We start from the raw sequence: 23,309 nt of genomic DNA, 5'->3' as shown, positions 1-23,309 counted from the left end.
GCGGCGGCGATCACCGGGTGGGTCTCGGCTCCCGACCGGGACGGCGGACGCCAGGGGGCGGATAGGATGTTTCATGACAAACCTCTCTTCACGGCACGAGTCGACCCGGGTGCGCCGCTGGATTTGGAGTCAGGGCCGCCGGTTACGGCAGGGTGAGTTCGTAGCGGAGACGCCGCCCGAGAGGGCGGAAGCCGAGGTGTCGACGCAGGGCGCGCAGGCCGGCCTCGTCGTGACCGGTTCGGGTTTCGATCTCCTCGACATGTGGGTGGATCGCGCGCAGTCGCGTGAGCAGAGCGGCGTTGACCCACAGTCCCAGCCCCCGTCCGCGATGACCGACGAGCACGGCCGGGCCGTACTGGCGGGCGCGACTCTGCGGCAGTGCACCCGTCATCGCCAGGACATAGGCGACCACGCCGCCGTCCGCCTCGGCGGCGCTCACCACCGCCTCACCGGGCCGGCTCGGATGCCGGAGCAGTTGCTCGACGCTGGTCGCGCCGCACGGATCCCCGGTCCAGTGACGCAGTCGGTATCCGGGGTGCTCGACGTCGACCAACTCACCCAGCCAGGCTTGGTGGACATCGCAGTAGGTGAGCAGATCGTGGCTCCTGGATCCGGTGCGCCGGAATCCGTGCCGCTCACAGAACGACTGCGCGGCGGAACCCGGGCCGGCCTCCATGATCAACCGCTGCCCCACGGCGTACGCACCGACGGCGGCCAGCAGCCGCGAACCGATCCCTCGACGACGCCACTGCGGCTGCACGTACAGGTTCAGCTCGAGAGCGCCCGGCCGCAGGGCGGTCGGCGGTGGCGGTTCGTACTCGAACGGCATGACCGGACGTAGATCGGCGACCCCGGCCACCGAACCGGGCGACGTCACCGCGTGCCAGCGTGGGGTCCCGAGATGATCCGGCGCCGCCACGACGTCGATCACGCTTTCGCTCATGCGTCCACCATCGCCCGGCCGCCCCGGCCGAACAACGCAGAAGATCGCATCGCCGCATTAGCCACTGGTGATCGATCGACGACCGAATCTGCGAAGGCCGGCGGTCCGAGCACGCTCGTGCAGCCCGCTCCCGTCGCGGCCGTAGACTGCCCAGTTCGAGGTCGTGATGATCGGAGATAGGGCCATCTGGTGGAACTGCGCGATATCGAGATCTTTCTGACGCTGACCGAAGAGCTTCACTTCGGTCGCACGGCCGAGCGTCTGCACGTGTCCCAGTCGCGGGTCAGTCAGTCGATCAAACAGCAGGAACGCCGGATCGGCGGGGGCCTCTTCGAGCGTACGAGTCGTGCCGTTCGGCTCACCCCACTCGGCGAGCGGTTACGCGACCGCCTGCGCGCCGGTTACCGCGAGATCATCTCCGGCATCGAGGAGGCCACCGCTACCGCCCGCGGCCAGGCCGGCACGCTGACCATCGGCACGATGGCCACCCACTACCAGTCGGTCGAGGCCGTCCTCGATCTGTTCCGGCAGCGGCACCCGCAGTGCGAGCTGCGCCTGCGCGAGGTACTGCCGACCGATCCGCTCGGGCCGCTGCGGGCCGGTTCGGTCGACATCGGGATTGTCTGGCTACCCATCCGTGAGCCTGACCTCACGGTCGGGCCGGTCCTGCACCGCGAGGAGCTGGTGTTGGCGGTGGCCGCCGGTCATCCGCTGGCCGGTCAGGGCAGCGTCGAGCTGGAGGACCTCGGCGATCATCCGGTGGTCTACCCCGAGGGACCCATTCCCGACTACGTGTGGGAGGCGCACACCCCGTCCACCACCCCGGCCGGGCGGCCCGTCCGGCGCGGACTGGGCATCGTCACCCTCGAGGAGGCCTTCCGCGCGATCGCCAGCGGTAGCGTCGTGTCTCCGATCGGATCGGACGTGGCATCCACCCGGCAGCGAGGCGACATCACCTTCCTGCCCATCACCGACGGACCGGTGCTGCACTACGCGCCGGTGTGGCGCAACGGCGGAGAGAACGCGCTGATACGCGCCTTCGTTCAAGCCGTCACCGAGGTGCGGCGAACGACGTAGCCGCTGTGGGCGGTCCCAGGCTTGCACCGGGTCACACCGCCCCGGCGGCCCACCATCCATCACCAGGTTGACAGACGTCCCCCCACCGCACACTGAGGGAAGGTCATGACGAGCAGGTTCACCGAGCTGACCTTTGACTGCCGCGATCCGGCGAGACTCGCGGCCTTCTGGTGCGAGGTCCTGGACCTCAAGGTGATCGACCGGACCGAGGGCAAGGTCGAGATCGGCTCCTGGGTGCCGACCGTCGAGGATGTCCGGGCCCGTCAGATGCCGCCCACTCTGCTGTTCATCCGGGTACCTGAGGGCAGGACGGTGAAAAACCGACTTCACCTCGACATCAGCCCGATCGACGGCAGCACCGAGGACGAGGTGACCAGATTGCTCGACCTCGGCGCTACCAAGACGGATGTGGGCCAGGGGGAAGGCCGAAGTTGGGTGGTCATGGCGGACCCCGAGGGCAATGAGTTCTGCGTCCTGCGCACGCTGGCACCGCAGACCTAGACTGCCATCGGACATCCTCACCCTGCGACGTAGGGAGTGCCCTCCGTTAAGCCGAAGACGCTGAGGGTCTGTCCGTCGCGGGGTGGTCGGCGGCGGTGCCGCCTCGATCGGCACCGCCGGCCACACGTTCAGCCAGTCGAATGGGGCCGACGACGTGCCGCCACCTCATGCGGTGCCGGACGGGCGTTCGCCGACCCTCTCGGCGATCGCCCGGCCCAGCTCCGCCGTCGTGCCGGTGCCGTGTAGGTCGGGGGTCAGTGGTGCCTGTTCGGGCCCGTACGCCAGGACGTCCTCGACCGCGCCGAGCAGGTGGGCGGCGGCCTCCGGGTGACCGAGGTGTTCCAGCATCATCGAGCCGCACCAGATCTGGCCGATCGGGTTGGCGATGCCTTTGCCGGCGATGTCGGGTGCGGAGCCGTGCACAGGCTCGAACAGGCTCGGATGCTCACGTTCAGGGTTGATGTTGGCGCTCGGTGCGATGCCGAGTGTGCCGGTGCAGGCCGGGCCGAGGTCGGAGAGGATGTCGCCGAACAGGTTGCTGGCCACGACCACGTCGAACCACTCCGGATGGAGGACGAACTGCGCCGCGAGCGCGTCGATGTGGAACTTGTCGAGGCGGACGTCGGGGAACCGCTCGCCCATCGCGGCCACCCGCTCGTCCCAGTACGGCATGGAGATGGAGATGCCGTTGCTCTTGGTGGCGGACGTCAGGTGCCGTTTCGGGCGACGGTCGGCCTGCTCGAAGGCGAAGCGCAGGACGCGGTCGACGCCGACGCGGGTCATGATCGTCTCCTGTAGGACGGTTTCCCGGTCGGTGCCCTCGAAGATCCGTCCACCCACGCTGGAGTACTCGCCCTCGGTGTTCTCCCGGACGACGACGAAGTCGATGTCGCCGGGGAGCCGGCCGGCCAGGGGGCTGCGGACGCCGGGCATGAGCCGGCAGGGGCGCAGGTTCACGTACTGGTCGAAGACCCGCCGGAACTGCAGGAGGCTGCCCCAGAGCGAGACATGGTCGGGTACGACCTCCGGCCAGCCCACCGCGCCGAAGTAGATGGCGTCGTAGCCACGCAGCGTCTGTTCCCAGTCGGGCGGCAGCATCGCGCCGTGCCGCTGCCAGTAGTCGGCGCTGGCGAAGTCGAAGCTGTCGAAGGTGAGCGTCAGGTCGAAACGACGTGCCGTGGCGTGCAGCGCGTCGAGGCCGGCCGGGACGACCTCCTTACCGATGCCGTCACCGGGAATGACGGCGATCCGGTGGGTGGTCACGGCGCCTCCCGAAGCGCTGCGAGACCGCCCTGTGAGTCCTCGAGTGCGATGCGCTCCGCGGCGGCGGAGTCGCCCGCGCGTAGCGCCCGGACCAGGGCCCGGTGGCTGCCGTATCGCTCCAGACCGAACGTGTCGTCCTCCGCCACCCGTTGCAGGAGCAGCTCGCGGCGCTGCGGGCGGGAGAACACGCGGCTCTGCTCGAGCATCCGGACCAGCACCGGGTTGTGCGCGCAGGCACTGACCGTGTCGTTGAACTGCTGCATGGTGTCGAGCAGTTCGGTGAGGTGCCGCTCGACCGGCCCGCCCTGCGCGGACCGCTCCTTGAGGAGGATCAGCAGGTCGTCGGCGCGGTCGAGAATGGCGTCGAGCGCGTCGAGCTGCTCGGCGGTGGCGTGTCGGGCGGCGAAGCGGGCGACGAGGCCACGCAGGCCGACCTCCACCTCCGCGAGGTCGTCGATGGCGGCGTCGCGGATGGCGGCGACCAGCACGGTACGCGGCCCGATCCGCTCGATCAGCCCGTCGAGCTCCAGCCGGCGCAGGGCCTCGCGGACCGGTGTGGGGCTGACCGCGAGCCGCTCGGCCATGCCGCGCTCGGTCACCTTCTCTCCCGGCGCGAGTTCGCCGGTGGCGATCGCGGTGCGAACTTGTCGGTACGCCTGATCGGCGAGCGTCCCGGCTGTCGTCATGACCGCACTCTAGCGCATGACATAGCAACTTCGTTTGCAACTGTTGACGAGTTTGCTACAGCAATTTAACGTGACCGGGGACACAAGGAGGTGGACGTGTGTCCAACCGACGGATCACGTTCTTCATCGCCCTCGCACTCTTCGCCCAGGAGTCGACCTGGAACTTCTATGACAATCAGGTGCCCGTCCTGCTGCGCGAGCACGTGACGAGCACGGCGCTCGTGGGCGCGCTGATGGGGATGGACAACCTGCTGGGAATCTTCGTCCAGCCCTGGATCGGCAACCGGTCCGACAACACCCGGACCCGGTGGGGGCGGCGGATCCCGTACCTCGCGGTGGGCATGCCCCTGGCCGCGCTGGTCTTCGTCCTCCTGCCGTGGACCACGTCGCTGACCACGCTGGTGGTGGTGATGTTCTGTTACGCGCTGATCGCCAACACCACCCGACCGCTGGCGGAGTCGTTGGTGCCCGATTTCCTGCCCCCGCAACGACGCAGCCGGGCGAACGCCGTCGTGAAGATCGCGACCGCACTGACCATCATCGTCGCGTCGCTGATCAGCCTGCTCGTGGTGGACGAGCATCCGAGGGCAGCCTTCGTCATCCCGTCGGTGATCATGTTGGCCGCCACGTTCGTGCTGCTGGCCAACGTGCGCGACAGCCGGTCGGCGGCCTACCGGGCCGCGGTGGCCGAGGAGTCCTCCGCCGGTCCCGCCGCGGTCAGCCAACCGCTGCGGCAGATCGTCGCCGGCCTGTTCACCGACCAGGATCGCCGCCGGCTCCTGCTGCTGCTGACCGTCCTGCTCTTCGGCGGGGCATGGTTCGCCTCGCGGTCGCTGATCACCCCGTACGGCATGGAGGCGCTGGGCCTGAGCCGCGGCGACGCGGGCGGGCTCACCCTGCCCAGCGGCATCGTCTACGTGGCCGCCGCCTATCCGGCCGCGCTGCTGGCCGAGCGCTTCGGACGGCTGCGGATCATCCTCGTGGGCATCGGCGTCTTCGCCGTCGCGCTGGCGGCCGGCGCCGTCGTGCAGACCGCCACCGGCACTGTCGTCGCGTTCTGTGTTGCCTCGGCCGGCGCCGCCGCGTTCACGATCAACGCGGCGGTGGCGCTGTGGAACCTGGCGCCGTCCAGCCGGGTGTTCGGCGCCTACACCGGCCTGTACGCGGTCACCTGGTACCTGGGTGGCTTCGGCGGCCCCGCCCTGGTCGGCGCGGTGATCGACCTGGTCGGCTGGGACGGGATGCTGCTCTACATCGCCGTGCTCGCCGTACTCGCCGTGCTCGTCGTCGTACGTCTCGAACGCCTGCACCGTGTGCACCGGGCCGACCGGGCCGTCACCCTCACCGGAAGCGAATGATGCCGACCATCCTCATCACCACCGACTACCTCGCCCCGGGCGACGAGGTGGACGCCTACCTGACCGGGCTCGGCTTCACGACGCGGCACGACCCCATGCGGGGACCACGCCGGCCGGAGCAGCTGATCGCGGCCCTGGCCGGCGTCGAGGGGGCGCTGATCGCCAACGAGCCGATGACCGCGGAGGTGCTGCGCCAGGCATCGGACCTGCGCGCCGTCGTGCGTACCGGAGTCGGGTACGACTCCGTCGACGTGGCCGCCGCCGGTCGGCTCGGGATCAGCGTGAGCAACCTGCCCGGGATCAACGCCAACGCGGTGGCCGAGTACACCATGGGGTTGCTGCTCGCCCAGGCCCGGTGCCTGGTGCCGATGGCCGCCGGGGTGGCCGCCGGCGGCTGGCCCCGCACCGACGGCCACGAGCTGCGCGGCAAGACGCTCGGCCTGATCGGGCGGGGCGCGGTGGCCCAGCAGGTGGCGCCGCTGGCCGCCGCCTTCGGTATGACGGTGCTGTGCACCGGCAGCCTGCCCGCGCCGGTCACCCGGGTGACGCTCGACGAGTTGCTGCGCGACGCCGACTTCGTGTCGGTCCACACCGCACTGACCCCGCTCACGCGCCATCTCATCGACACCGCCGCGTTGGCCCGGATGAAGCCGGGCGCGCACCTGATCAACACTGCACGCGGGCCGCTCGTGGACGAGGCCGCCCTGGTCGAGGCGGTCCGGTCCGGCCGGCTGGCGGGCGCAGCCCTCGACGTGGTGGACGTGGAGCCGCTGCCCGCCGACAGCGTCCTGCGCGGCGTGGCGGGCATCACTGTCTACTCGCACATGGCCGGGCAGACTGCCGAGGCCCGGCTGGCCGCGGGGATGGAGGGCGCCAGGGAACTCGTCGCCGCCCTCGACGGCCGGCCCGCCCACTCGCTCACCGAATCGAAGGAGCCGGCATGACCACCAGGACAGCGGACGCGGACGTGATGGTGATCGGCGCGGGCCTCGCCGGACTGGTGGCCACCGCCGAACTCGTCACCGCCGGCCGATCCGTCCTGCTGCTCGACCAGGAGCCTGAGCAGAGCCTCGGCGGCCAGGCGTTCTGGTCGTTCGGCGGGCTGTTCCTGGTCGACTCGCCCGAGCAGCGCCGGATGGGCATCCGCGACTCGACCGAACTCGCCTGGCAGGACTGGCTAGGCAGCGCCGGGTTCGACCGTCCCGAGGACGCGTGGCCACGGCGCTGGGCCGAGGCGTACGTCGACTTCGCCGCCGGCGAGAAACGCGCGTGGCTGCGGGGCCTCGGCGTCAAGATGTTCCCCATCGTCGGCTGGGCCGAGCGCGGCGGCTACGACGCCACCGGACACGGCAACTCGGTGCCCCGCTTCCACGTCACCTGGGGTACCGGGCCGGGGCTGCTCGAACCGTTCATCGCGATCGTGCGGGAGGCCGCGGGACGCGGCCTCGTCCGGTTCGCCTTCCGGCACCGGGTCGACGCGCTGACCGTCAGCGACGGCGCGGTGGTGGGCGCCACGGGCCGGGTCCTGGAGCCCAGCGACGCCGCCCGCGGCGTCGCCAGCTCGCGGGAAGCGATCGGCGACTTCGACTACACCGCGCAGGCCGTCATCGTCACCTCCGGCGGCATCGGCGGCAACCACGACCTGGTCCGCCGCAACTGGCCCACACGGCTCGGCACTCCGCCCACCCACATGATCAGCGGCGTGCCCGCCCATGTGGACGGCCGCATGTTGACCATCACGCAGGACGCCGGCGGCGCCGTGATCAACCCCGACCGGATGTGGCACTACGTCGAGGGCATCCAGAACTGGAACCCGATCTGGGAGGCGCACGGCATCCGGATTCTGCCCGGGCCGTCCTCCGTCTGGCTCGATGCGCGCGGACGACGACTGCCGGTGCCGCTCTACCCCGGATTCGACACCCTCGGCACGCTCGCCCACCTGCGCACCACCGGCCACGACCACAGCTGGTTCATTCTCACCCAGAAGATCATCGAGAAGGAGTTCGCGCTCTCCGGCTCGGAGCAGAACCCGGACCTGACCGGTCGCAGCGTCAAACAGGTGCTCGGGCGCCTCCGTGCCGGCGCGCCGGCACCGGTGGAGGCGTTCAAGCGACACGGCGCCGACTTCGTCGTGGCCGACCGGCTGCACGAGCTGGTGAAGGGCATGAACGCGCTCACCGACGAGCCCCTGCTGGACCCGCTCGACATCCAGCGCACGATCGAGGCCCGCGACCGGGAACTGACCAACAGCTTCACCAAGGACATGCAGATCGCCGCCATCCGCAACTTCCGGAACTACCGGGGCGACCGGCTCATGCGGACCGCGGCGCCGCACCGGATCCTCGACCCGAAGGCCGGGCCGCTGATCGCCGTGCGCCTGCATGTGCTCACCCGCAAGACCCTGGGCGGCCTGCACACCGACCTCGACGGTCGGGTGCTGGACGGCGCCGACCAGCCGGTGCCCGGGCTCTACGCCGCCGGCGAGGCCAGCGGGTTCGGCGGTGGCGGCATGCACGGCTACCGCGCGCTGGAAGGCACCTTCCTGGGCGGCTGTCTCTTCTCCGGCCGCCAGGCCGGCCGCGCCGTGGCCACCACCGTCGGATGACCGGCTCGTACCCGCGAAATGAGGAAACCGTGACCCGCGACTGCGTACGCATTCTCGTGCCCTCCGGCATGCTCGGCTCGGGATTCCCGCCCGAGATCGTCGACCGTGGACTGGAACTCGGCGCCGATGTCATCGCCCTGGACGGAGGGTCCACCGACTCCGGCCCGTACTATCTGGGCACCGGCACCGCCAAGACCACCGCCGCGGCCGTGGCCCGCGACCTGCGCCTGCTGCTCCGGGCGGCGGCGAAGGCGCGCATTCCGCTGATCGTCGGGTCGTGCGGCACCAGCGGCACCGACTCCGGCGTGGACTGGGTCGCCGGGATCGCCCGTGGCATCCTGGCCGAGGAAGGGCTGGACCTGCGGGTGGCCACCATCTACAGCGAGCAGCGGGCCACCGACCTCAAGGACCATCTCGACAAGGGGCGAATCCACCCGCTTCCGCCGGCCGGCGACCTCGACCCGGCGACGTTGGACAGCTGCCGGCACATCGTCGCGATGATGGGCCACGAGCCGATCGCCGAGGCGCTGGCGGGCGGGGCCGACGTGGTACTGGCCGGGCGGGCCACCGACACCGCCCTGGCCGCCGCCTTCCCGCTGATGGCCGGCATGCCCGCCGGCCCGACCTGGCACGCTGCCAAGATCATCGAGTGTGGCGCGCAGTGCACCACGAACCCGCGCTCCAGCGGGGTCTTCGCCACCATCGACGCCACCGGCTTCACGATCGAGCCGCTCGACCCGGCCGTCGCCTGCACGCCCACCTCGGTCGCGGCGCACATGCTCTACGAGACCGCCGACCCGTTCTCGATGCGGGAACCGGCCGGCACGCTGATGGTCGCCGACGCCACCTACCGGGCCCTGGACGAGCGGCGGGTACGGGTGGAGGGCTCCCGGTTCGAGCCGGCCCCGTACACGAACAAGCTCGAGGGGGCGCGGATCACCGGCTATGAGACGATGTCGTTCACCGCCATCCGCGACCCGCACATCCTCGGCCAGATCACCACCTGGGCCGAGCTGCTGCGCCGGGTCACCGCGGATCGGGTCGCCCAGACGCTCGGGCTCAGCGCCGACGACTACGCCTTCGACATCCGCCTGTACGGCTACGACGCCGTGCTGGAGGCGAAGGACCCGGACACCCGGACACCCCGCGAGGTGGGCGTGATGCTCCTGGTCAGCGCCGCGGATCAGCAGACGGCCACCGCCGTCGCGAAGATCGCCAATCCGCTCATGCTGCACCTGCCCACGCCCGACATGGACTACCTGCCCAGCCTCGCGTTCCCCTACTCCCCCGCCGAGACCGAGCGCGGGGCGGCGTACGAGTTCGTCCTCAACCACGTCGTCGACGTGGACTCGCCCACCAGCCTCTTCCGCATCCACCTCCCGGAGGACAGCGATGTCCGGTAACGCCCACCCCCGCACCGTCGCCGACCTCGCGCTGGAGGTTCGGTCGAAGAACGCCGGCCCGTTCTGGGTGACGATGGAGCTGTTCATGCGCGACACCGCCGGGTACGCCGTGGTGGCCGACCCGGGCTTCCTGGACGCGCCGCTGATCGCCCGCCTCTACGGCGTACCGGCCGACGCCATCCGCATCTTCCGGATACCGGCGCTGAACGTCGTCAAGATTTCGTTCCCGCGCCCGGTCGCGCAGGGCAGCCTGCGCGACCGTGACATCCACGCCGGGCAGCACCACGTGCCCCTGGCCATGCTCCCGCTGCCGGAGTCGCTTTGAGACCGGTGCCGACCGGGTCAGCGGGAGCCTCCCGAGAAGCTCGCTGATCCCGCTTCACGGGCTGGGCTCAGGTACAGGACGGACTCTGCGGGCGCTGGTCGTGAGCCGCTCGGCGAGCGCGGTGACGAGCCCGCGGAGTTCGTCCGGCCGCTCGATGACGAACGGCCGGTCGAGCGCCGCGAGCACCGGGGGCAGCCAGTCGAGCCGCTCCGCCCGCAGTTCGACGCGCAGCCAGCCCTCCGTGTCGAGATCTGCGTCTGCCGCCTCCACGCTCGCGATGCTGGCCGGAAGTCGGGTACGGATCTGCTCCACCGTCGCCTGGATCCGCAGGGTCACTTCATACCGGTACGGCGCCTTGGCGAGCGCCGAAAGGACGCGCTGCGCCGGATCGGGTCCGACGGGTGGCTCGAAGGAGCCGGGAAGGGCCCTCGCGTCCGTGATCCGATCAAGCCGCAACGTCCGGTCCTCGCCGATCCCAGGGTCCGCACCCGTGACGTACCACCGGCCCGAATGGGCGACGAGGCCGTACGGGTGCAGCGTCCGTGCACTGCGCCGGCCGTCGGCACTGGTGTATCTGATCGACAACGGCTGGTGATGGCGCACCGCATCGGCGACAGTGAGGAGAACCCCAGTCTGCGGGGCGCCGAATTCGCCGGGCGGAGCCGTGAAGGCGAGGGCCTCGAGCACGGTGCCGAGTCTGCGGGCGAGGCGCTCGGGCAGTACCCGACGGATCTTGGCCGCTGCCGTCTCACTCGCCGTGTCGGACGTCGTCGCCAGCCCTGTCCTGCGACCCGCGACCAGGCCGAGCAGCACGGCGAGGGCTTCGTCGTCGCTGAGCATGAGCGGCGGCATGCGGTACCCGGGCGCGAGTCGGTACCCGCCGTGACGACCGCGTACCGACTCGACGGGCACGTCGAGGTCGATCAGGTGACCCACGTACCGCCGCACGGTGCGCTCGTCGACGCCCAGACGGTGGGCGAGTTCGGCCATCGTCCGGATGCCGCCTGACTGCAGGAGCTCCAACAGGGTAAGGACCTGAGCGGTAGGTCGAGCCACCTGCCGAAGTTACCGCGAATACTGGACCGATTCTGTCCGGTATTCGTTCTAGCGTGGCCGTGCCACCTGGCTCCACCCGATCTAGGAGATCACATGAACCTCGTCTCGGTCCGGATCATCACTGGTGATGTCGCACGCCTCGTCGACTTCTACGAACGGGTCACGGGAGTGCAGGCGGACTGGGCCACCGAGGACTTCGCTGAGCTGCGGACCGCCTCCGGCACTCTCGCGATCGGCAGCACTCGCACCGTCGCACTGTTCGCGCCCGGGTCCGCTCAACCGGCGGACAACCGCAGCCTGATCATCGAGTTCCTCGTCGACGACGTGGACAGCGTGCATCAGAACCTGACCAGCGTCGTCGAAGACTTCGTCAACGAGCCCACCACGCTGCCCTGGGGCAACCGGTCACTGCTGTTCCGTGACCCCGACGGCAACCTCGTCAACGTCTTCACTCCGGTCACCCCGGCCGCCATCGAAAAATTCGCGCGCTGAGGCCTCGGCCTCCGGCTTGCGGCCGGCTTCCGTACCCGGCCACCAGCTCAGGAACCGGGCGTAGGCGTCGGTTCCGCCTACGCCCGGGGAGCTTTCAATCCTTACGCCTGCTCGATGTCCGAGAACAGCCCCTTGAACGGGACCTGCGTTCCCACGAGGGTGCCGAAGACATCAGCGGCAACGGTTGTCGCGACGGCAGCGGAGGCGTCTTCGTAGCTGTCGAAGTAGAGGTCGAGCGTCCGGTACGCGGGGGTGGCGGTGCCATCCTCCTTCGGCCACACCTTCGCGGACTCGAGTCGCCGCAACTTCGGGAACGTCGCCGCGGCAGCCTTCACGTCCGCGTAGGCCCGCTCGAAGTCGTCCGGGCTCGCAGGGTTGTCGATGATGATTGTGATCTTGGTGGGCATGAGACTCTCCTCGAAGTTAAGACGGAACTAGTGCTGCGGATCTGAATTCAGCGGCCGTAGGTCTCCAACAGCCGCAGCCACACCTCACTGACGGTCGGGTAGGCCGGAACCGCGTGCCACAGCCGGTCGAGCGGGACCTCGCCGACGATCGCGATGGTCGCGGCATGGATCAGTTCCGCGACGTCCGGGCCTGCCAGAGTGAAGCCGACGATCACCTTTCGGTCCTCGTCGACGACCATGCGGGCGTGTCCCCGGTAGCCATCGGCGTGCAGGGAGGCTCCGGCGACGGCCCCGAGGTCGTAGTCCACGACGCGGGTCCGCAGCCCAGCCGCCTCGGCCGCAGCCGCGGTCAGGCCCACCGACGCGATCTCCGGGTCGGTGAAGACCACCTGCGGAACCGCACGTTCGTCGGCCGTCGCCACGTGCCGGCCCCACCGGCCGTCCTCGACCTTCTCGCCCTTCGCCCGGGCCACGATCACGTCGCCCACCGCCCGCGCCTGGTACTTGCCCTGATGGGTCAGCAGCACCCGCCGGTTCAGATCGCCCGCCGCATAGAGCCACTCACCGCCGCCGACGACGCGCAGGGTGTCGTCGACCGCCAGCCAGGCACCCGGCGCCAGCCCGACCCGGTCGAGGCCGATGTCCTGAGTGTTGGGTGTGCGACCGACCGCCACCAGCACCTCGTCGGCCTCGACCCGCTCGCCGGAGGCGGTCCTGATGTGGACGGCTCCGCTGTCGTCGCGATGGACGGCGACGGCCTCCGCGCCGAGGCGTACCGACACGCCGGCTTCGCGCAACGACTCCGTGACCAGTTCGCCGGCGAACGGCTCGGCCGACGGCAACACACCATCGCGAGCCAGCACCGTCACCGACGACCCGAGTGCGGCGAACGCGGTCGCCATCTCGGCCGCCACCACGCCACCGCCGATGATGGCGAGCCGACGGGGAACCGAACTGGCCGAAGCGGCCTCGCGGCTGGACCACGGCGCCGCCTCGCGCAGCCCCGGGATATCCGGCAACAGGGCGCTGCTGCCGGTCGCGACGACCACCGCGTGCCGCGCGGTCAGCGTCGTCGTGACACCGTCGACGCCGGTCACCTCGACGACGCGGGCGGAAGTGATCCGACCCTGACCGCGGTGCAGCGCGATGCCTGCCGACGCCAGCCAGGACACCTGACCGTCGTCCTGCCAATGGGACGCGAAGGAGTCCCGCCGGCCCAGCACCGCAGCCGCGTCCAGGTCTCCCGTCACCGCCTCTCGCGCACCCGGCAGTTGCCGAGCCGCCCGCAACGCGGACGCGCTGCGCAGCAACGCCTTGGTCGGCATGCAGGCCCAGTACGAGCACTCACCGCCGACCAACTCCCGCTCGACGATCGCGGCGGTCAGCCCGCCCTGCACGACCCGATCGGCCACGTTCTCCCCGACCGGACCGGCACCGATCACGACGACGTCGTACTCGATGGTTGTCATGTCAGTTGCCCTTCGCGGTACGGCCGAGGCGGATCGCCGCGATGAGGAAGAAGATGGCGCCGGGAATGGCGTAGCCGGCCGCGTTGGTCAGCGACGGGTCGGCCGCGGAAGCACCGGCGATGAAGGACGCGCCGGCCAGCGTCGAGATGCCGCCGCTGATGATCATCGGCCACTGCCCGCCCATCTTCCGACGGGTGACGCCCACGACCAACTGAACCAGACCAGCCACGACCGCCCATGCGCCCCACACTCGCAGGACAGCGGGCACACCGGACGCGCCTGCGACACCGACACCGACGGCCGTGACCAGGCTTACCGCGATGTTCACGTACAGCAGGCTCGGCGAGCCGGTGGCCCGCGACGAACGGAGGTCGTAGATGGCGGCGCCAACGTCGAACAACGGGTAGAGGACGAACAGCGCCACCGCGAGCGGACCGATCTCCTTGGCGGTGGCGATCGTCACGCCGGCCCAGACGATGGCGAAGGCGAAGCGGACGAAGTACAGCCGCCGCAGCGCGGAGGCCGTCTGGGAGATACCGGGCGAAGCAGCAATGGTGGTCACGGGTGACCTTTCAGCGGAGGGATTGGGGAGAACGATCGTTCTGTCTTGTCCAGCATGACAGACGCACGCCGCATCGTCAAGACCGAACGTTCTACTCCTGCCGTGGCCATGCATCTCCACGCAACGCCTCTACTGACGGTCACGAGCGCCAGCCGACCGAATCCAGGCCCTGGTACGCCAGTCAGCAGAGTCGGTGGCCTCGGCCCTGCAGTGGCCCGGCGTGGCCGAGGGCCCAGCCTGCGGTGGTGAGGTCGCCGACGGGGTGGGAGTCGGTGCCGCTGGTGGTGCCGGAAGCCTGCTGTCCGGGCGCACGGTCGAGCGCGGCAGCCCTCGTGGACCGCCGGTCGGCACCGACTGGCCTTGATCGTCTCCACATCGCCGAGGTGGGGGTGACACCGTGCGGGGATGCCGCCATATCGGCGACATGGAGTGGATCAAGCACCCGGTGGCGGCGTCCCGGCACGCCCATTCCGTCGATCATGAGGTTGACGGGTCCGACGGAGATCGAACCGCCCGCCAACCTCATGATCGACGGGGATGTCGGGGTGATCGACTCGGATTTAGGTCGGCTTGGTACCGACGCTCTCGGCTGGGGCGCTGCGGAAGCGGCCAGGTGCCTGCCCATGGGCGCGAGTGAAGGCGCGGCTGAAGGCCGGCACCGAGAGGTAGCCCACAGAGGCGGCGACCGCCTCGACCGATCCAGAGCCGCTCCGCAGGCGGGCGGCGGCGAGGTCCATCCGCCACTGGGTCAGGTAGGCGACCGGGCTCTGGCCGATGGCGGCCGGGAAACGCCGGGCAAGCGTCGCCCGCGACACCGCGAGGGTGGCGGCCAGCTTCGCGGTCGTCCAAGGGTGCGCGGGATCAGCGTGGAGGTGCTGGAGGGCTCGATGGACGATCGGGTCGGTCAGCATGCCGAGCCAGGTGCCGCGCTGGTCGCCGGGCCGGCCGGGCAGCCATGCGCGTAGCAACTGGATCAGCATGATGTCGACGAGGCCGTCGAGCACCGCTGTGCCGGCGAACCGGGGGTGGGCCAGCTCCCGGGTGAGAAGGCGAACTATGTCGCCGACCCCTTCGGTGCCGTCGCCACCGGGGATGTGCAGCAGGTCCGGCAGGGTAGGGAGAACCTGGGTCCGCGCGGTGTGGTCGCAGTCGTAGAAGATGGTGACCAAGCGCGTCCGGACGGGTGGCGTGCCGAGCCGGATCACCCTGCCGGGCTCTGGGACTTCGAATTCCGCCGTGGGAGCGCCGTACTCATCGGCCGAGTCACTGAGGCGATGTTCGAGGCCGGCCCCCAGCAGTACGACATCGCCGGCTGCCAGCTCGACCGGCTCGCGCCCAGGGACCGTGACCCGCGCGCGTCCGGTGATGGCCACGTGCAGGGCCGCACCGGGAAAGTCGTCCAGGGCCATCGCCCAGCGCCCGCCCGCCTCGATCTGGGCACCGAGGCTCCCACGGACGCCGGACATTCGTAACACCTCGCTGACCACATCCATTCGTTGAGACTACCGCCCACGACCTTCAGTGAGGCAAGCGGCAACTTTTCTGAGCTTCTGCGGCATCGACTGATGCATAACGTGATGCATACAGTGCAGGTGAAGAATTGTTGAGCAGAAGGAGACAACGATGCGACTGCACGGAGCGACCGCCCTCATCACTGGAGCCGGCAGCGGCCTCGGCCGGGAGCTGGCCGCGGACCTGCTACGGCGGGGCGCGAACGTCTACGCAACCGCCCGTCGGCCCGAGCTGATCACCCTGGACGGTGTGCGGACTCTCGAGCTCGACATCACCGATCCCGCTTCCGTCGCCGCAGCCGCAGCCGTCGCCGCCGACGTCGACCTGCTGATCAACAATGCCGGCGTCTCCTTCGGCGCCCCGCTCGTGTACGGGGACCTCGACCAGATCCGGCGGACCTTCGACACCCACCTCTGGGGCACGCTGACCGTGATCCGGGCGTTCGCCCCGGTACTCGCCGCCAACGGCGGCGGCGGCATCCTGAACATGCTGTCCGCGGTGGGGTGGGCGCCGTTCCCCGGCAACCTCGCCTATTCGACGGCCAAGGCGGCGCAGTGGGGACTGACCAACGCCGTCCGGCTCGAACTCGCCGAGCAGGGCACTCTGGTCAGCGGGGTGGTGCTGGGGCCGACGGCAACCGAGGCGATGACATCCTTCGCGGCCCGGATGGACGGCGGTGACGCGTTGCTCAGCCTCATGAACGCTCCGGCCGACATCGCCCGCATCGCTCTCGACGGCCTCGAGGCGGGAAAGACCGAGATCATCGCGGACACCGCGAGTGCGACCACCAAGGCGTCGCTGATGGGCGAGCCGCAGGCCTTCGGCTTGGGGATGCTGACGACCCGCTGACGCGCACCCGACCAAGCCCAACGTTGCCCCAGCTTCGACCTCACGGCCGGATTTGCCTACAGCTATTAGGTAATTGCATAATGGTCTTAGGCAAGCAGGGGGCGTGATGGACAGACCAGGACTGACGCCGGAGCGTCTGACCCGAGCGGGGGCGGAACTGGCCGACGAGGTCGGCTTCGACCAGGTCACCGTCTCGGCGCTCGCTCGGCGGTTCGACGTCAAGGTCCCGAGCCTGTACTCGCACCTGAAGAACTCGCAGGACCTCAGAATGCGCATCGCGCTGTTCGCGCTGAACGAACTCGCCGACCGCGTCGCCGATGCCGTCGCCGGTCGGGCCGGCAGGGACGCTCTAGCCGCGTTCGCTGACGCCTACCGCGACTACGCCAGGGAGCACCCGGGCCGCTATGCCGCCGCCCGACTCCGGCTCGATCCGGAAACGGCGGCCGCCAGTGCCGGTGTCCGGCACGCGCAGATGGCTCGGGCGATCTTGCGGGGCTACGGGTTGGACGAGCCGGACGCGACTCATGCGGTCCGGATGCTGGGCAGCGTCTTCCACGGCTACGTCAGCTTGGAGCTAGCCGGTGGTTTCGAACACAGCGCTCCCGACGCGCTGGAATCCTGGGAATGGATCGTGGATTCGCTCGACGCGGTGTTACGCAACCGCAGCACTCGCTGACCCGACGACGGCCGCACCACCGCCAGCGGTTCGTAGCGCGGAGCGCAGACGGACATCGAGATCTCGATCGAGAGGCTTGAGGCAATGCCGACCGAACACCAGTGGATCACCACCTCGGTCACCGCGGACCTCCTGCGTGGCCTTGTCGACCTGGAGGCGACCGCGCGCGGTCTACTGCCTCATCGGCTGACCGCCCAGGCGCGCCGGCAGATCCCCGACGACCAACTGGCCATGGCCGAGGCCCAGCCCTCCGGCGTGCGACTGGCTTTCCGCACCCGGGCCACCACCATCGAACTGGACACGCTGCCCACCAAGCGGGTCTACCAAGGCTTCCCGCCCCCGCCGGACGGCGTCTACGACCTGCTGGTCAACGGCCGCCTGGCCGCACAGGCCTCGGTGCCCGACGGCAACGTCCGGACGGTCACCGACATGTTCACTCAAACCTCTGTGCTGGCCGAAGGGCCGTCCGGCACAGCCCGCTTCGCGGGTCTGCCGGAGGGTGCGAAGGACATCGAGATCTGGCTTCCGCACACGGAGATCACCGAGTTGATCGCGCTGCGCACCGACGCGCCCGTCGAGCACACCCCGCCCAGCGGACACCGGACGTGGCTGCACCACGGCAGTTCCATCAGCCACGGCTCGAACGCCGGTCATCCCACCGCCATCTGGCCTGCCCTGGCCGCGGCCGAGGGCGGCGTGGAGCTGGTCAACCTGGGGTTCGGCGGGAGCGCGTTGCTCGACCCGTTCACCGCCCGCGCCATGCGGGACATCCCTGCGGACCTGATCAGTGTCAAGATCGGCATCAACATCGTCAACAGCGACGTGATGCGACTACGCGCCTTCACCCCTGCGGTCCACGGCTTCCTCGACACTGTCCGCGAAGGGCACCCGACCACACCACTGCTGGTCGTGTCCGCCATCCTGTGCCCGGTTCAAGAGGACACGCCCGGCCCTCTCGCGCCGGACTTCGAGGGCGGGACTCTGCGGTTCAAGGCCACGGGCGATCCGGCCGAGCGCCGCGCCGGCCGGCTGACCCTCAACGTCATCCGTGACGAACTCGCCCGGATCGTCGAACAGCGCTCGGCCGATGACCCGAACCTGCACTACCTCGACGGACGCGACCTGTACGGCGAGGCGGACTACGCCGAACTCCCACTTCCCGACGAGGTGCATCCCGACCCGGCCGGACATCGCCGTATCGCCGACAACTTCGCGCGGCTCGCGTTCGGTGACGGCGGTCCCTTCGCCACCAAGACCGGCTGACCCCCTGGGGTACGCCGCGCAGCGACGGTCCAACCGATCCAGTCCGGCCCCTGAAGAACGACAGCGGCCTGGCCGATGGTCGTCGCTCCGGCGTACCCATCCCGCTGGAGGAAGCGTCCCCGGCACCACGCGAGGTTCTGACAAACCCCTGCGTCACCCCGCCATCGAGTACCGGAACCGGGCGTGGCTGGCCGCATCGGCCCACAATCGAGCCCTGGGACAACTGATCATCGCCCCCGCGAGACCTGGGCAGCCGATTCAGGCCACGGGTAGCCATTCGAGCGACGTCGTCATCTCGGCGAGGATCTCCGGCACCGGAGCCACGCCGATGCCGATGCCGTCGGGCACGGCGAGGTGTCCGTCGTCCAGGACGAACGGCTCGGTCAGATCCGTTCGGTAGTAACGGCCGGAGGCGGAGGTGTCCCCCGGCAAGGTGAAGTTCGGCAACGCCGCGAGCGCCACGTTGGCCGCTCGACCGATACCGGTCTCGAGCATGCCGCCGCACCACACCGGTACACCATGGGCCGCGCAGACGTCGTGAATGCGTCTGGCCTCGAGATAGCCACCGACCCGACCCGGCTTGACGTTGACGATCCGGCACGCGCCGAGGCGGATCGCATCCGCGGCGGCCCGCGCCGAGACGATCGACTCATCGAGGCAGATGGGGGTACGCACCTGCCGCGCCAGCGTCGCGTGACCCAGGATGTCCTCCTCGTCGAGCGGCTGCTCGATCAGCAACAGCCCGAACGGGTCGAGCGCGGCCAGCAGCGCGACATCCCCGAGCGTGTACGCGGTGTTCGCGTCGACCTGCAGGAGTACGTCGTCGCCGAAGCGTTCCCGCACCGCGCGGACCGGCTCGACGTCCCAGCCGGGCTGGATCTTCAGCTTGATCCGGAGGTAGCCCTCGTCGAGGTAGCCCTCCACATCGGACAAGAGTCTGTCGACCGAGTCCATGATGCCGACCGAGACGCCGGCGGGAACCCTGTCCCGCACCGCACCGAGCTCACGAGCCAGGCTCCGGCGACCGGCCCGCAGTTCCGCGTCGAGCACCGCCGTCTCCAACGCCGCCTTCGCCATGCGGTGTCCCTTGAACCGATGCAGCGTCGGGCCGACAGCCGTCGCGTCGGCAGGTGGCCGGTCAGCGAGGGCGGGGATCAGATACCGACGCAGGACATCCGCGGCGGCCTCGACGTATTCGCTGGAGTAGAGCGGGTCGGCCATCGCCACGCACTCTCCCCAGCCTTCCGCCTCGTCCGTGACCGCGCGAACCAACAGGATGTCTCGGTCGTGTTCGACGCCGAACGAGGTCCGAAACGGTGCCACCAACGGCATGCGGACACGGCGCAACTCGATGCCGGTGAGTTTCATCCATCTCTCCTCGTCGCACTGTCACGCGTCAGCAGGTACCACCCTGCCCGGTCGAATCCGAGGACCGTCGCGTCTTCGGCCAGCAATGAGCCCAGGACCTCCCGCAGTGCCCGGCGCCACTGGCGGGCGGTTGCCGGGTCGGTCACCCGTAGCTTCTCGATGTCCTCAGGGGTGGCCACGAGCACGTCGTCGCCGGTGATGCTGCCGATCACCGGCGCACCGTCGGCATCCCGGTCGAGGGCCACCGCCGCACCGGCTCGCCGCCGTGCCGCGGCGTCCCATCGGCGTACGCTGCCAGCCGACGCCTGCCGTACCTCAGGCTCGGTGAGATTCCAGTGCAGAAGCAGGCGATCGGTGTCGTCGTCGCCGTTGATCCGGTCATGCATGCTGCCGTAGAAGTTCGTCAGGTAACGCGTCGGCGTCGCCGCCAGCTTCACCAGATTGAAGTACGCGTTACGGCCGACGAGCGGATCGAACGTCCACGCGATCGTGGTCGCGCCCTGCTGCAGCGCCCAGGCCCGCTGGTGCAGCTTGAGAGCGTGTCCCACCCCGCGGCCCAGGACGGTGGCCGAGACTCCGGCGATGTGACTGTGCAGTTCGCGGCGCTCCGGGGCGGCGAAGAAGCCCACGCACGCCCCGACGAGCTCACTGCCGTCGAACGCGCCGGCCACGTAGTTGCCCGCCAGGCTGAGAGCGCGCAGAAGCTCGGGCGTCGTCGGTGGATTGTCCGGAGCCGGTTGCCAGATGCTGATCAGCAGCCGATGCACGGCGCGCAGGTCGTCGAGCTCGGTCAGTACCGCGACGCGGACCCGGGCCGCCGCCGCGGAGGCCGAGGCGTCCTCCCCGGGGGTGCTGGTCAGCGCAACGGCCGCACTCACGGCTGCTCCAGTAGTGCCCTGGTGAGCGCGGCCACCAACGCCGCCCGGTGCGGGATCTCCGCGACCACGACGTGCTCGGAGTCGGCGTGGGCCCCGCCGCCCACCGCTCCGAGCCCGTCCAGCGTGGGCGTGCCCACGCCGGCGGTGAGATTCCCGTCCGACGCGCCCCCGACGGCGGCCCGCCCCGGGACCGGCAGACCGAGGTCGCGCGCCGCTGCTGCAGCCCGTTCGTACAGCGCCTCGGACGCCGAAGACGGCAGCGGAGGTCGGTTCGGCCCGCCCTCGACGTTCAGCCGGGTGCCCGGAACGACCGGCTGTAGCTTCCGCAGGGCGAGATCGACCCGTCGCTGCTCGTCGATGTCATGCACGCGCACGTCCACGACGAACGTACCGTTCGCCGGAACGGTGTTGCCCGCGCTTCCGGCGGACATCGTGGTCGGCACCACGCTCGTACCTCGGCTCGGATCGGCCAGGGCGAGAACGGCGAGGATCTGGTGGGCGACCTCGACCCCGGCGTTGATACCGCGTTCCGGTTCCAGGCCGGCGTGCGCGGCGAGTCCCTCGACGTGCACGACGTAGCGGGACATGCCCTTGCGGGCGGTCTTGAGAGCGCCACGGGCGGCGGAAGCCTCCAACACCAGAGCTGCGGCGGCTCCCGCCGCCTCCTGTTCGATGAGTGATCGGGAGCTGGGCGATCCCAGCTCCTCGTCGCCGGTCACGAGAAGCGTCACGCCGTCACGGTCGTCCAGCTCGGCAACCGCATGCAGTGCCTGGACGATGCCGACCTTCATGTCGAAGCACCCCGGACCGCGCAGGATCCCGTCCGTCACCTCGTACGGTCGGTCTCGAAGGGAACCGATCGGCCAGACCGTGTCGTGGTGACCCAGCAGCAGCACCGTCGGCGGCCCGGAACCGAAGCGCCACCGCAGGTGGGTGTGCCCGTCGAGAACGATCCTCTCCGGTGGCACGCCGAGCCGCCGCTGCCCGACGGCAGCCAGGACGTCGGCGCTTCGGGCCACGGCGGCGAGGTCGGCCGATGGCGACTCGCACTCGACCAGCTCCGCGATGTCCTCCAGCATGTGCGGCAGACGACGGGTGAGGCGTTCCCGCAGGCTCATCTCACGTCACCTTCGGCGTGGCGCGGACGCCGAGATGCAGGTACCGCTCCCCCGTGGGCAGCCGGTAGAACGTCACCGGCGTCCAGGAGTCCCGGTCCGGCAGACGGATCGCGAACAGATCCGGGCCGACCGCGATCAGAGCCAGTTCCTGGACGGGATCGGGCGTCAGCTCGGCGAGCGGGCCGGTCACGGTCATCCGCAGCACCGGGCCGTCCGCACCGTCGAGAACCTCCAGCCGAGTGCTCGCTCGCTCGTACGTGCCCAGGTGCGGTGTCACGTCCACCGACACCGGCTCGGCGGGCGGCGTGAACGGTGGTGGCATCGTCACACCGGCGATGTCGGCGAAGATCTCCCGGTACAGGTCGCGGTAGAGGTCCCCGGCGCTCCCACCGTTGGTCAGCAGCGCCACCGCCGTGTTCTGCTCCGGCAGCAACCGCAGAAAAGCCGACTGCCCGATGGTGTTGCCGTCGTGGCCGATGAGCCGCCGCCCGTCCCAGCCGAAGCGGATCCAGCCCAGACCCCACGAGTCGCCGAGGGTGTACCGGTCGGGCAGGTCGACCTCGTGTGCCGCCATCGCGGCGGTGCTGCGCTCGCTGAGCACGCGGGTGCCGTCCTCCGCCACACCCCCGGTGAGGTGCATCCGGGCGAAGCGCAGCAGGTCCGCGACACTGGCGTTGATGAGGCCGGCCGGCCCGAGCGCACGCGGGAGCATCCACTGCGCGACCCGTTCCGGGCCCTCGGCGCTGTCGGTGTGCCCGCACGCCGTCCGTTCCAACAGGGCCTCCTCGGGCAGCGTGCTGGTACGCGCCAACCCGAGCGGCTCGGTAAGCCGGGTCCGGACAGCGGCGTCCCAGGTCATCCCGGTGAGCTTCTCGATGACGAGGCCGGCCAGCACGAACCCGGAGTTGCAGTACGACCAGGTGGCACCGAGCGGGTGGTTCTGCGCCTCGTCGCGCAGCGCCGCCACGTACTTCTGCAGACAATCGTCGCCGCGGCCGGTGTCGGTGAAGACGTCGCCGTCGATGCCGCTGGTGTGCGCGAGCAGGTGACGCATCGTCACCGCGGCGGCCACCGTCGGGTCCGACAGGGCGAGTTCCGGCAGCACCCGGACCACCGGCTCGTCGAGATCGAGTAGCCCCTCATCCACCAACTGCATCGCGAGGGTCGCGGTCCACACCTTGCTGACGGAGCCGATCTGGAACACCGAATCGGTGGTCGTCTCGACCCCGGTGTTCACATTGAGAACGCCGTACGCGGCCTCGACGAGTTCGTCCGGTCCGTCCGGGCGCAGTCGCAGGATGCCGAGCGTGGCGCCGGGAACGCGGTGTTGTTCGGCGAGCGCGGCCAGCCGACGCTGCCAGAGTTCAACGTTGATGTCCGTCGACCTTTCTTTCCGGGTGGCGGTGCGGCCAGTCGGCGACACCACGGCACTCTCCTGGCGTCGGGGACCTCTGGTACGAAGCTTGCCGGTCACCGCGATCGCTGTCTTGGTGCGACG

General features: G+C 70.0%; 23 protein-coding genes. 11 read left to right on the top strand and 12 right to left on the bottom strand.

From position 1 onward, the window contains the following. Positions 1-142 precede the first annotated feature (142 nt). The gene (locus tag O7617_RS24710) at positions 143-943 is read right to left on the bottom strand and encodes a GNAT family N-acetyltransferase (protein WP_282258450.1); all 801 of its coding nucleotides are present in this window, start codon (positions 941-943) and stop codon (positions 143-145) included. A gap of 189 nt (positions 944-1,132) precedes the next feature. Here O7617_RS24710 and O7617_RS24705 point away from each other — a divergent pair, with 189 nt between their 5' ends. Further along, on the top strand, positions 1,133-2,020 hold the full coding sequence (locus tag O7617_RS24705; RefSeq protein ID WP_282258448.1) for a LysR family transcriptional regulator: 888 nt from the start codon (positions 1,133-1,135) through the stop codon (positions 2,018-2,020). A gap of 105 nt (positions 2,021-2,125) precedes the next feature. Continuing rightward, on the top strand, positions 2,126-2,521 hold the full coding sequence (locus O7617_RS24700; RefSeq protein ID WP_282258446.1) for a VOC family protein: 396 nt from the start codon (positions 2,126-2,128) through the stop codon (positions 2,519-2,521). Positions 2,522-2,686: 165 nt separating this feature from the next. Here the strand turns inward: O7617_RS24700 and O7617_RS24695 are convergent, their stop codons facing one another. Next, entirely contained in the window at positions 2,687-3,784 is a 1,098-nt protein-coding gene (locus tag O7617_RS24695; protein ID WP_282258445.1) for a tartrate dehydrogenase, read from the bottom strand. Further along, positions 3,781-4,470 carry a GntR family transcriptional regulator gene (locus O7617_RS24690; protein WP_282258444.1) on the bottom strand — a complete coding sequence of 230 codons (690 nt, stop codon included), beginning with the start codon at positions 4,468-4,470 and terminating at the stop codon, positions 3,781-3,783. The genes O7617_RS24695 and O7617_RS24690 overlap by 4 nt, the downstream gene beginning before the upstream one ends. A 98-nt stretch (positions 4,471-4,568) precedes the next feature. On the opposite strand from O7617_RS24690, the gene O7617_RS24685 reads away from it, so the two are divergent. The 5 genes from O7617_RS24685 to O7617_RS24665 are packed head-to-tail and all read left to right on the top strand — an operon-like array spanning position 4,569 to position 10,161. Further along, complete coding sequence (locus O7617_RS24685) at positions 4,569-5,828, top strand: MFS transporter (RefSeq protein ID WP_282258443.1); 1,260 nt, start codon at positions 4,569-4,571, stop codon at positions 5,826-5,828. Further along, a complete protein-coding gene (locus tag O7617_RS24680) occupies positions 5,825-6,772 on the top strand; it encodes a phosphoglycerate dehydrogenase (protein ID WP_282258442.1) in 948 nt (315 codons plus the stop codon). Before O7617_RS24685 ends, O7617_RS24680 begins: the two co-directional genes overlap by 4 nt. Beyond that, a complete protein-coding gene (locus O7617_RS24675) occupies positions 6,769-8,433 on the top strand; it encodes an FAD-binding dehydrogenase (protein WP_282258440.1) in 1,665 nt (554 codons plus the stop codon). The genes O7617_RS24680 and O7617_RS24675 overlap by 4 nt, the downstream gene beginning before the upstream one ends. A gap of 29 nt (positions 8,434-8,462) precedes the next feature. After that, on the top strand, positions 8,463-9,836 hold the full coding sequence (locus O7617_RS24670; RefSeq protein WP_282258438.1) for an acyclic terpene utilization AtuA family protein: 1,374 nt from the start codon (positions 8,463-8,465) through the stop codon (positions 9,834-9,836). Further along, positions 9,826-10,161 carry a DUF4387 domain-containing protein gene (locus O7617_RS24665; RefSeq protein ID WP_282258434.1) on the top strand — a complete coding sequence of 112 codons (336 nt, stop codon included), beginning with the start codon at positions 9,826-9,828 and terminating at the stop codon, positions 10,159-10,161. Before O7617_RS24670 ends, O7617_RS24665 begins: the two co-directional genes overlap by 11 nt. A 54-nt stretch (positions 10,162-10,215) precedes the next feature. Here the strand turns inward: O7617_RS24665 and O7617_RS24660 are convergent, their stop codons facing one another. Continuing rightward, the gene (locus tag O7617_RS24660) at positions 10,216-11,217 is read right to left on the bottom strand and encodes a YafY family protein (RefSeq protein ID WP_282258432.1); all 1,002 of its coding nucleotides are present in this window, start codon (positions 11,215-11,217) and stop codon (positions 10,216-10,218) included. Between the two features lie 93 nt (positions 11,218-11,310). Between O7617_RS24660 and O7617_RS24655 the strand changes: the two genes are divergently transcribed. Continuing rightward, positions 11,311-11,709 carry a VOC family protein gene (locus O7617_RS24655; RefSeq protein WP_282258430.1) on the top strand — a complete coding sequence of 133 codons (399 nt, stop codon included), beginning with the start codon at positions 11,311-11,313 and terminating at the stop codon, positions 11,707-11,709. Positions 11,710-11,810: 101 nt separating this feature from the next. On the opposite strand, the gene O7617_RS24650 is transcribed toward O7617_RS24655, so the two are convergent. The 4 genes from O7617_RS24650 to O7617_RS24635 form a co-directional block, all read right to left on the bottom strand. Next, positions 11,811-12,116 (bottom strand): hypothetical protein, encoded by a 306-nt coding sequence (locus O7617_RS24650; protein ID WP_282258428.1) that lies wholly within the window; start codon positions 12,114-12,116, stop codon positions 11,811-11,813. A 47-nt stretch (positions 12,117-12,163) separates the two neighbouring features. Further along, the gene (locus O7617_RS24645; RefSeq protein WP_282258426.1) at positions 12,164-13,585 is read right to left on the bottom strand and encodes an NAD(P)/FAD-dependent oxidoreductase; all 1,422 of its coding nucleotides are present in this window, start codon (positions 13,583-13,585) and stop codon (positions 12,164-12,166) included. Position 13,586: 1 nt separating this feature from the next. Next, on the bottom strand, positions 13,587-14,147 hold the full coding sequence (locus O7617_RS24640) for a hypothetical protein (RefSeq protein ID WP_282258424.1): 561 nt from the start codon (positions 14,145-14,147) through the stop codon (positions 13,587-13,589). A gap of 560 nt (positions 14,148-14,707) precedes the next feature. Next, positions 14,708-15,640, bottom strand: coding sequence for an AraC family transcriptional regulator (locus O7617_RS24635; protein ID WP_282258423.1), 933 nt, complete (start codon positions 15,638-15,640; stop codon positions 14,708-14,710). Between the two features lie 130 nt (positions 15,641-15,770). On the opposite strand from O7617_RS24635, the gene O7617_RS24630 reads away from it, so the two are divergent. From O7617_RS24630 to O7617_RS24620, 3 genes are all read left to right on the top strand, one after another. Further along, positions 15,771-16,508 (top strand): SDR family NAD(P)-dependent oxidoreductase, encoded by a 738-nt coding sequence (locus O7617_RS24630; RefSeq protein ID WP_282258422.1) that lies wholly within the window; start codon positions 15,771-15,773, stop codon positions 16,506-16,508. A 106-nt stretch (positions 16,509-16,614) separates the two neighbouring features. Beyond that, a complete protein-coding gene (locus O7617_RS24625) occupies positions 16,615-17,184 on the top strand; it encodes a TetR/AcrR family transcriptional regulator (protein ID WP_282258421.1) in 570 nt (189 codons plus the stop codon). Between the two features lie 84 nt (positions 17,185-17,268). Next, the gene (locus tag O7617_RS24620) at positions 17,269-18,447 is read left to right on the top strand and encodes a GDSL-type esterase/lipase family protein (RefSeq protein ID WP_282258420.1); all 1,179 of its coding nucleotides are present in this window, start codon (positions 17,269-17,271) and stop codon (positions 18,445-18,447) included. Between the two features lie 258 nt (positions 18,448-18,705). Here the strand turns inward: O7617_RS24620 and menC are convergent, their stop codons facing one another. The 4 genes from menC to O7617_RS24600 are packed head-to-tail and all read right to left on the bottom strand — an operon-like array spanning position 18,706 to position 23,237. Further along, complete coding sequence (gene menC, locus O7617_RS24615) at positions 18,706-19,815, bottom strand: o-succinylbenzoate synthase (RefSeq protein WP_282258419.1); 1,110 nt, start codon at positions 19,813-19,815, stop codon at positions 18,706-18,708. Continuing rightward, positions 19,812-20,693, bottom strand: a complete 882-nt coding sequence (locus O7617_RS24610; RefSeq protein WP_282258418.1) for a GNAT family N-acetyltransferase — start codon at positions 20,691-20,693, stop codon at positions 19,812-19,814. The genes menC and O7617_RS24610 overlap by 4 nt, the downstream gene beginning before the upstream one ends. Next, complete coding sequence (locus tag O7617_RS24605) at positions 20,690-21,811, bottom strand: M20/M25/M40 family metallo-hydrolase (protein WP_282258417.1); 1,122 nt, start codon at positions 21,809-21,811, stop codon at positions 20,690-20,692. The genes O7617_RS24610 and O7617_RS24605 overlap by 4 nt, the downstream gene beginning before the upstream one ends. Position 21,812: 1 nt before the next feature. Then, on the bottom strand, positions 21,813-23,237 hold the full coding sequence (locus tag O7617_RS24600) for a serine hydrolase domain-containing protein (protein ID WP_282258416.1): 1,425 nt from the start codon (positions 23,235-23,237) through the stop codon (positions 21,813-21,815). Positions 23,238-23,309 lie beyond the last annotated feature (72 nt).

Origin of the sequence: Micromonospora sp. WMMD1155 (genome assembly GCF_029581275.1) — a bacterium.
Lineage (GTDB): Bacteria > Actinomycetota > Actinomycetes > Mycobacteriales > Micromonosporaceae > Micromonospora.
Note: the sequence above shows the minus strand (reverse complement) of the source record. Positions and strands in the feature narration are given on the sequence as shown.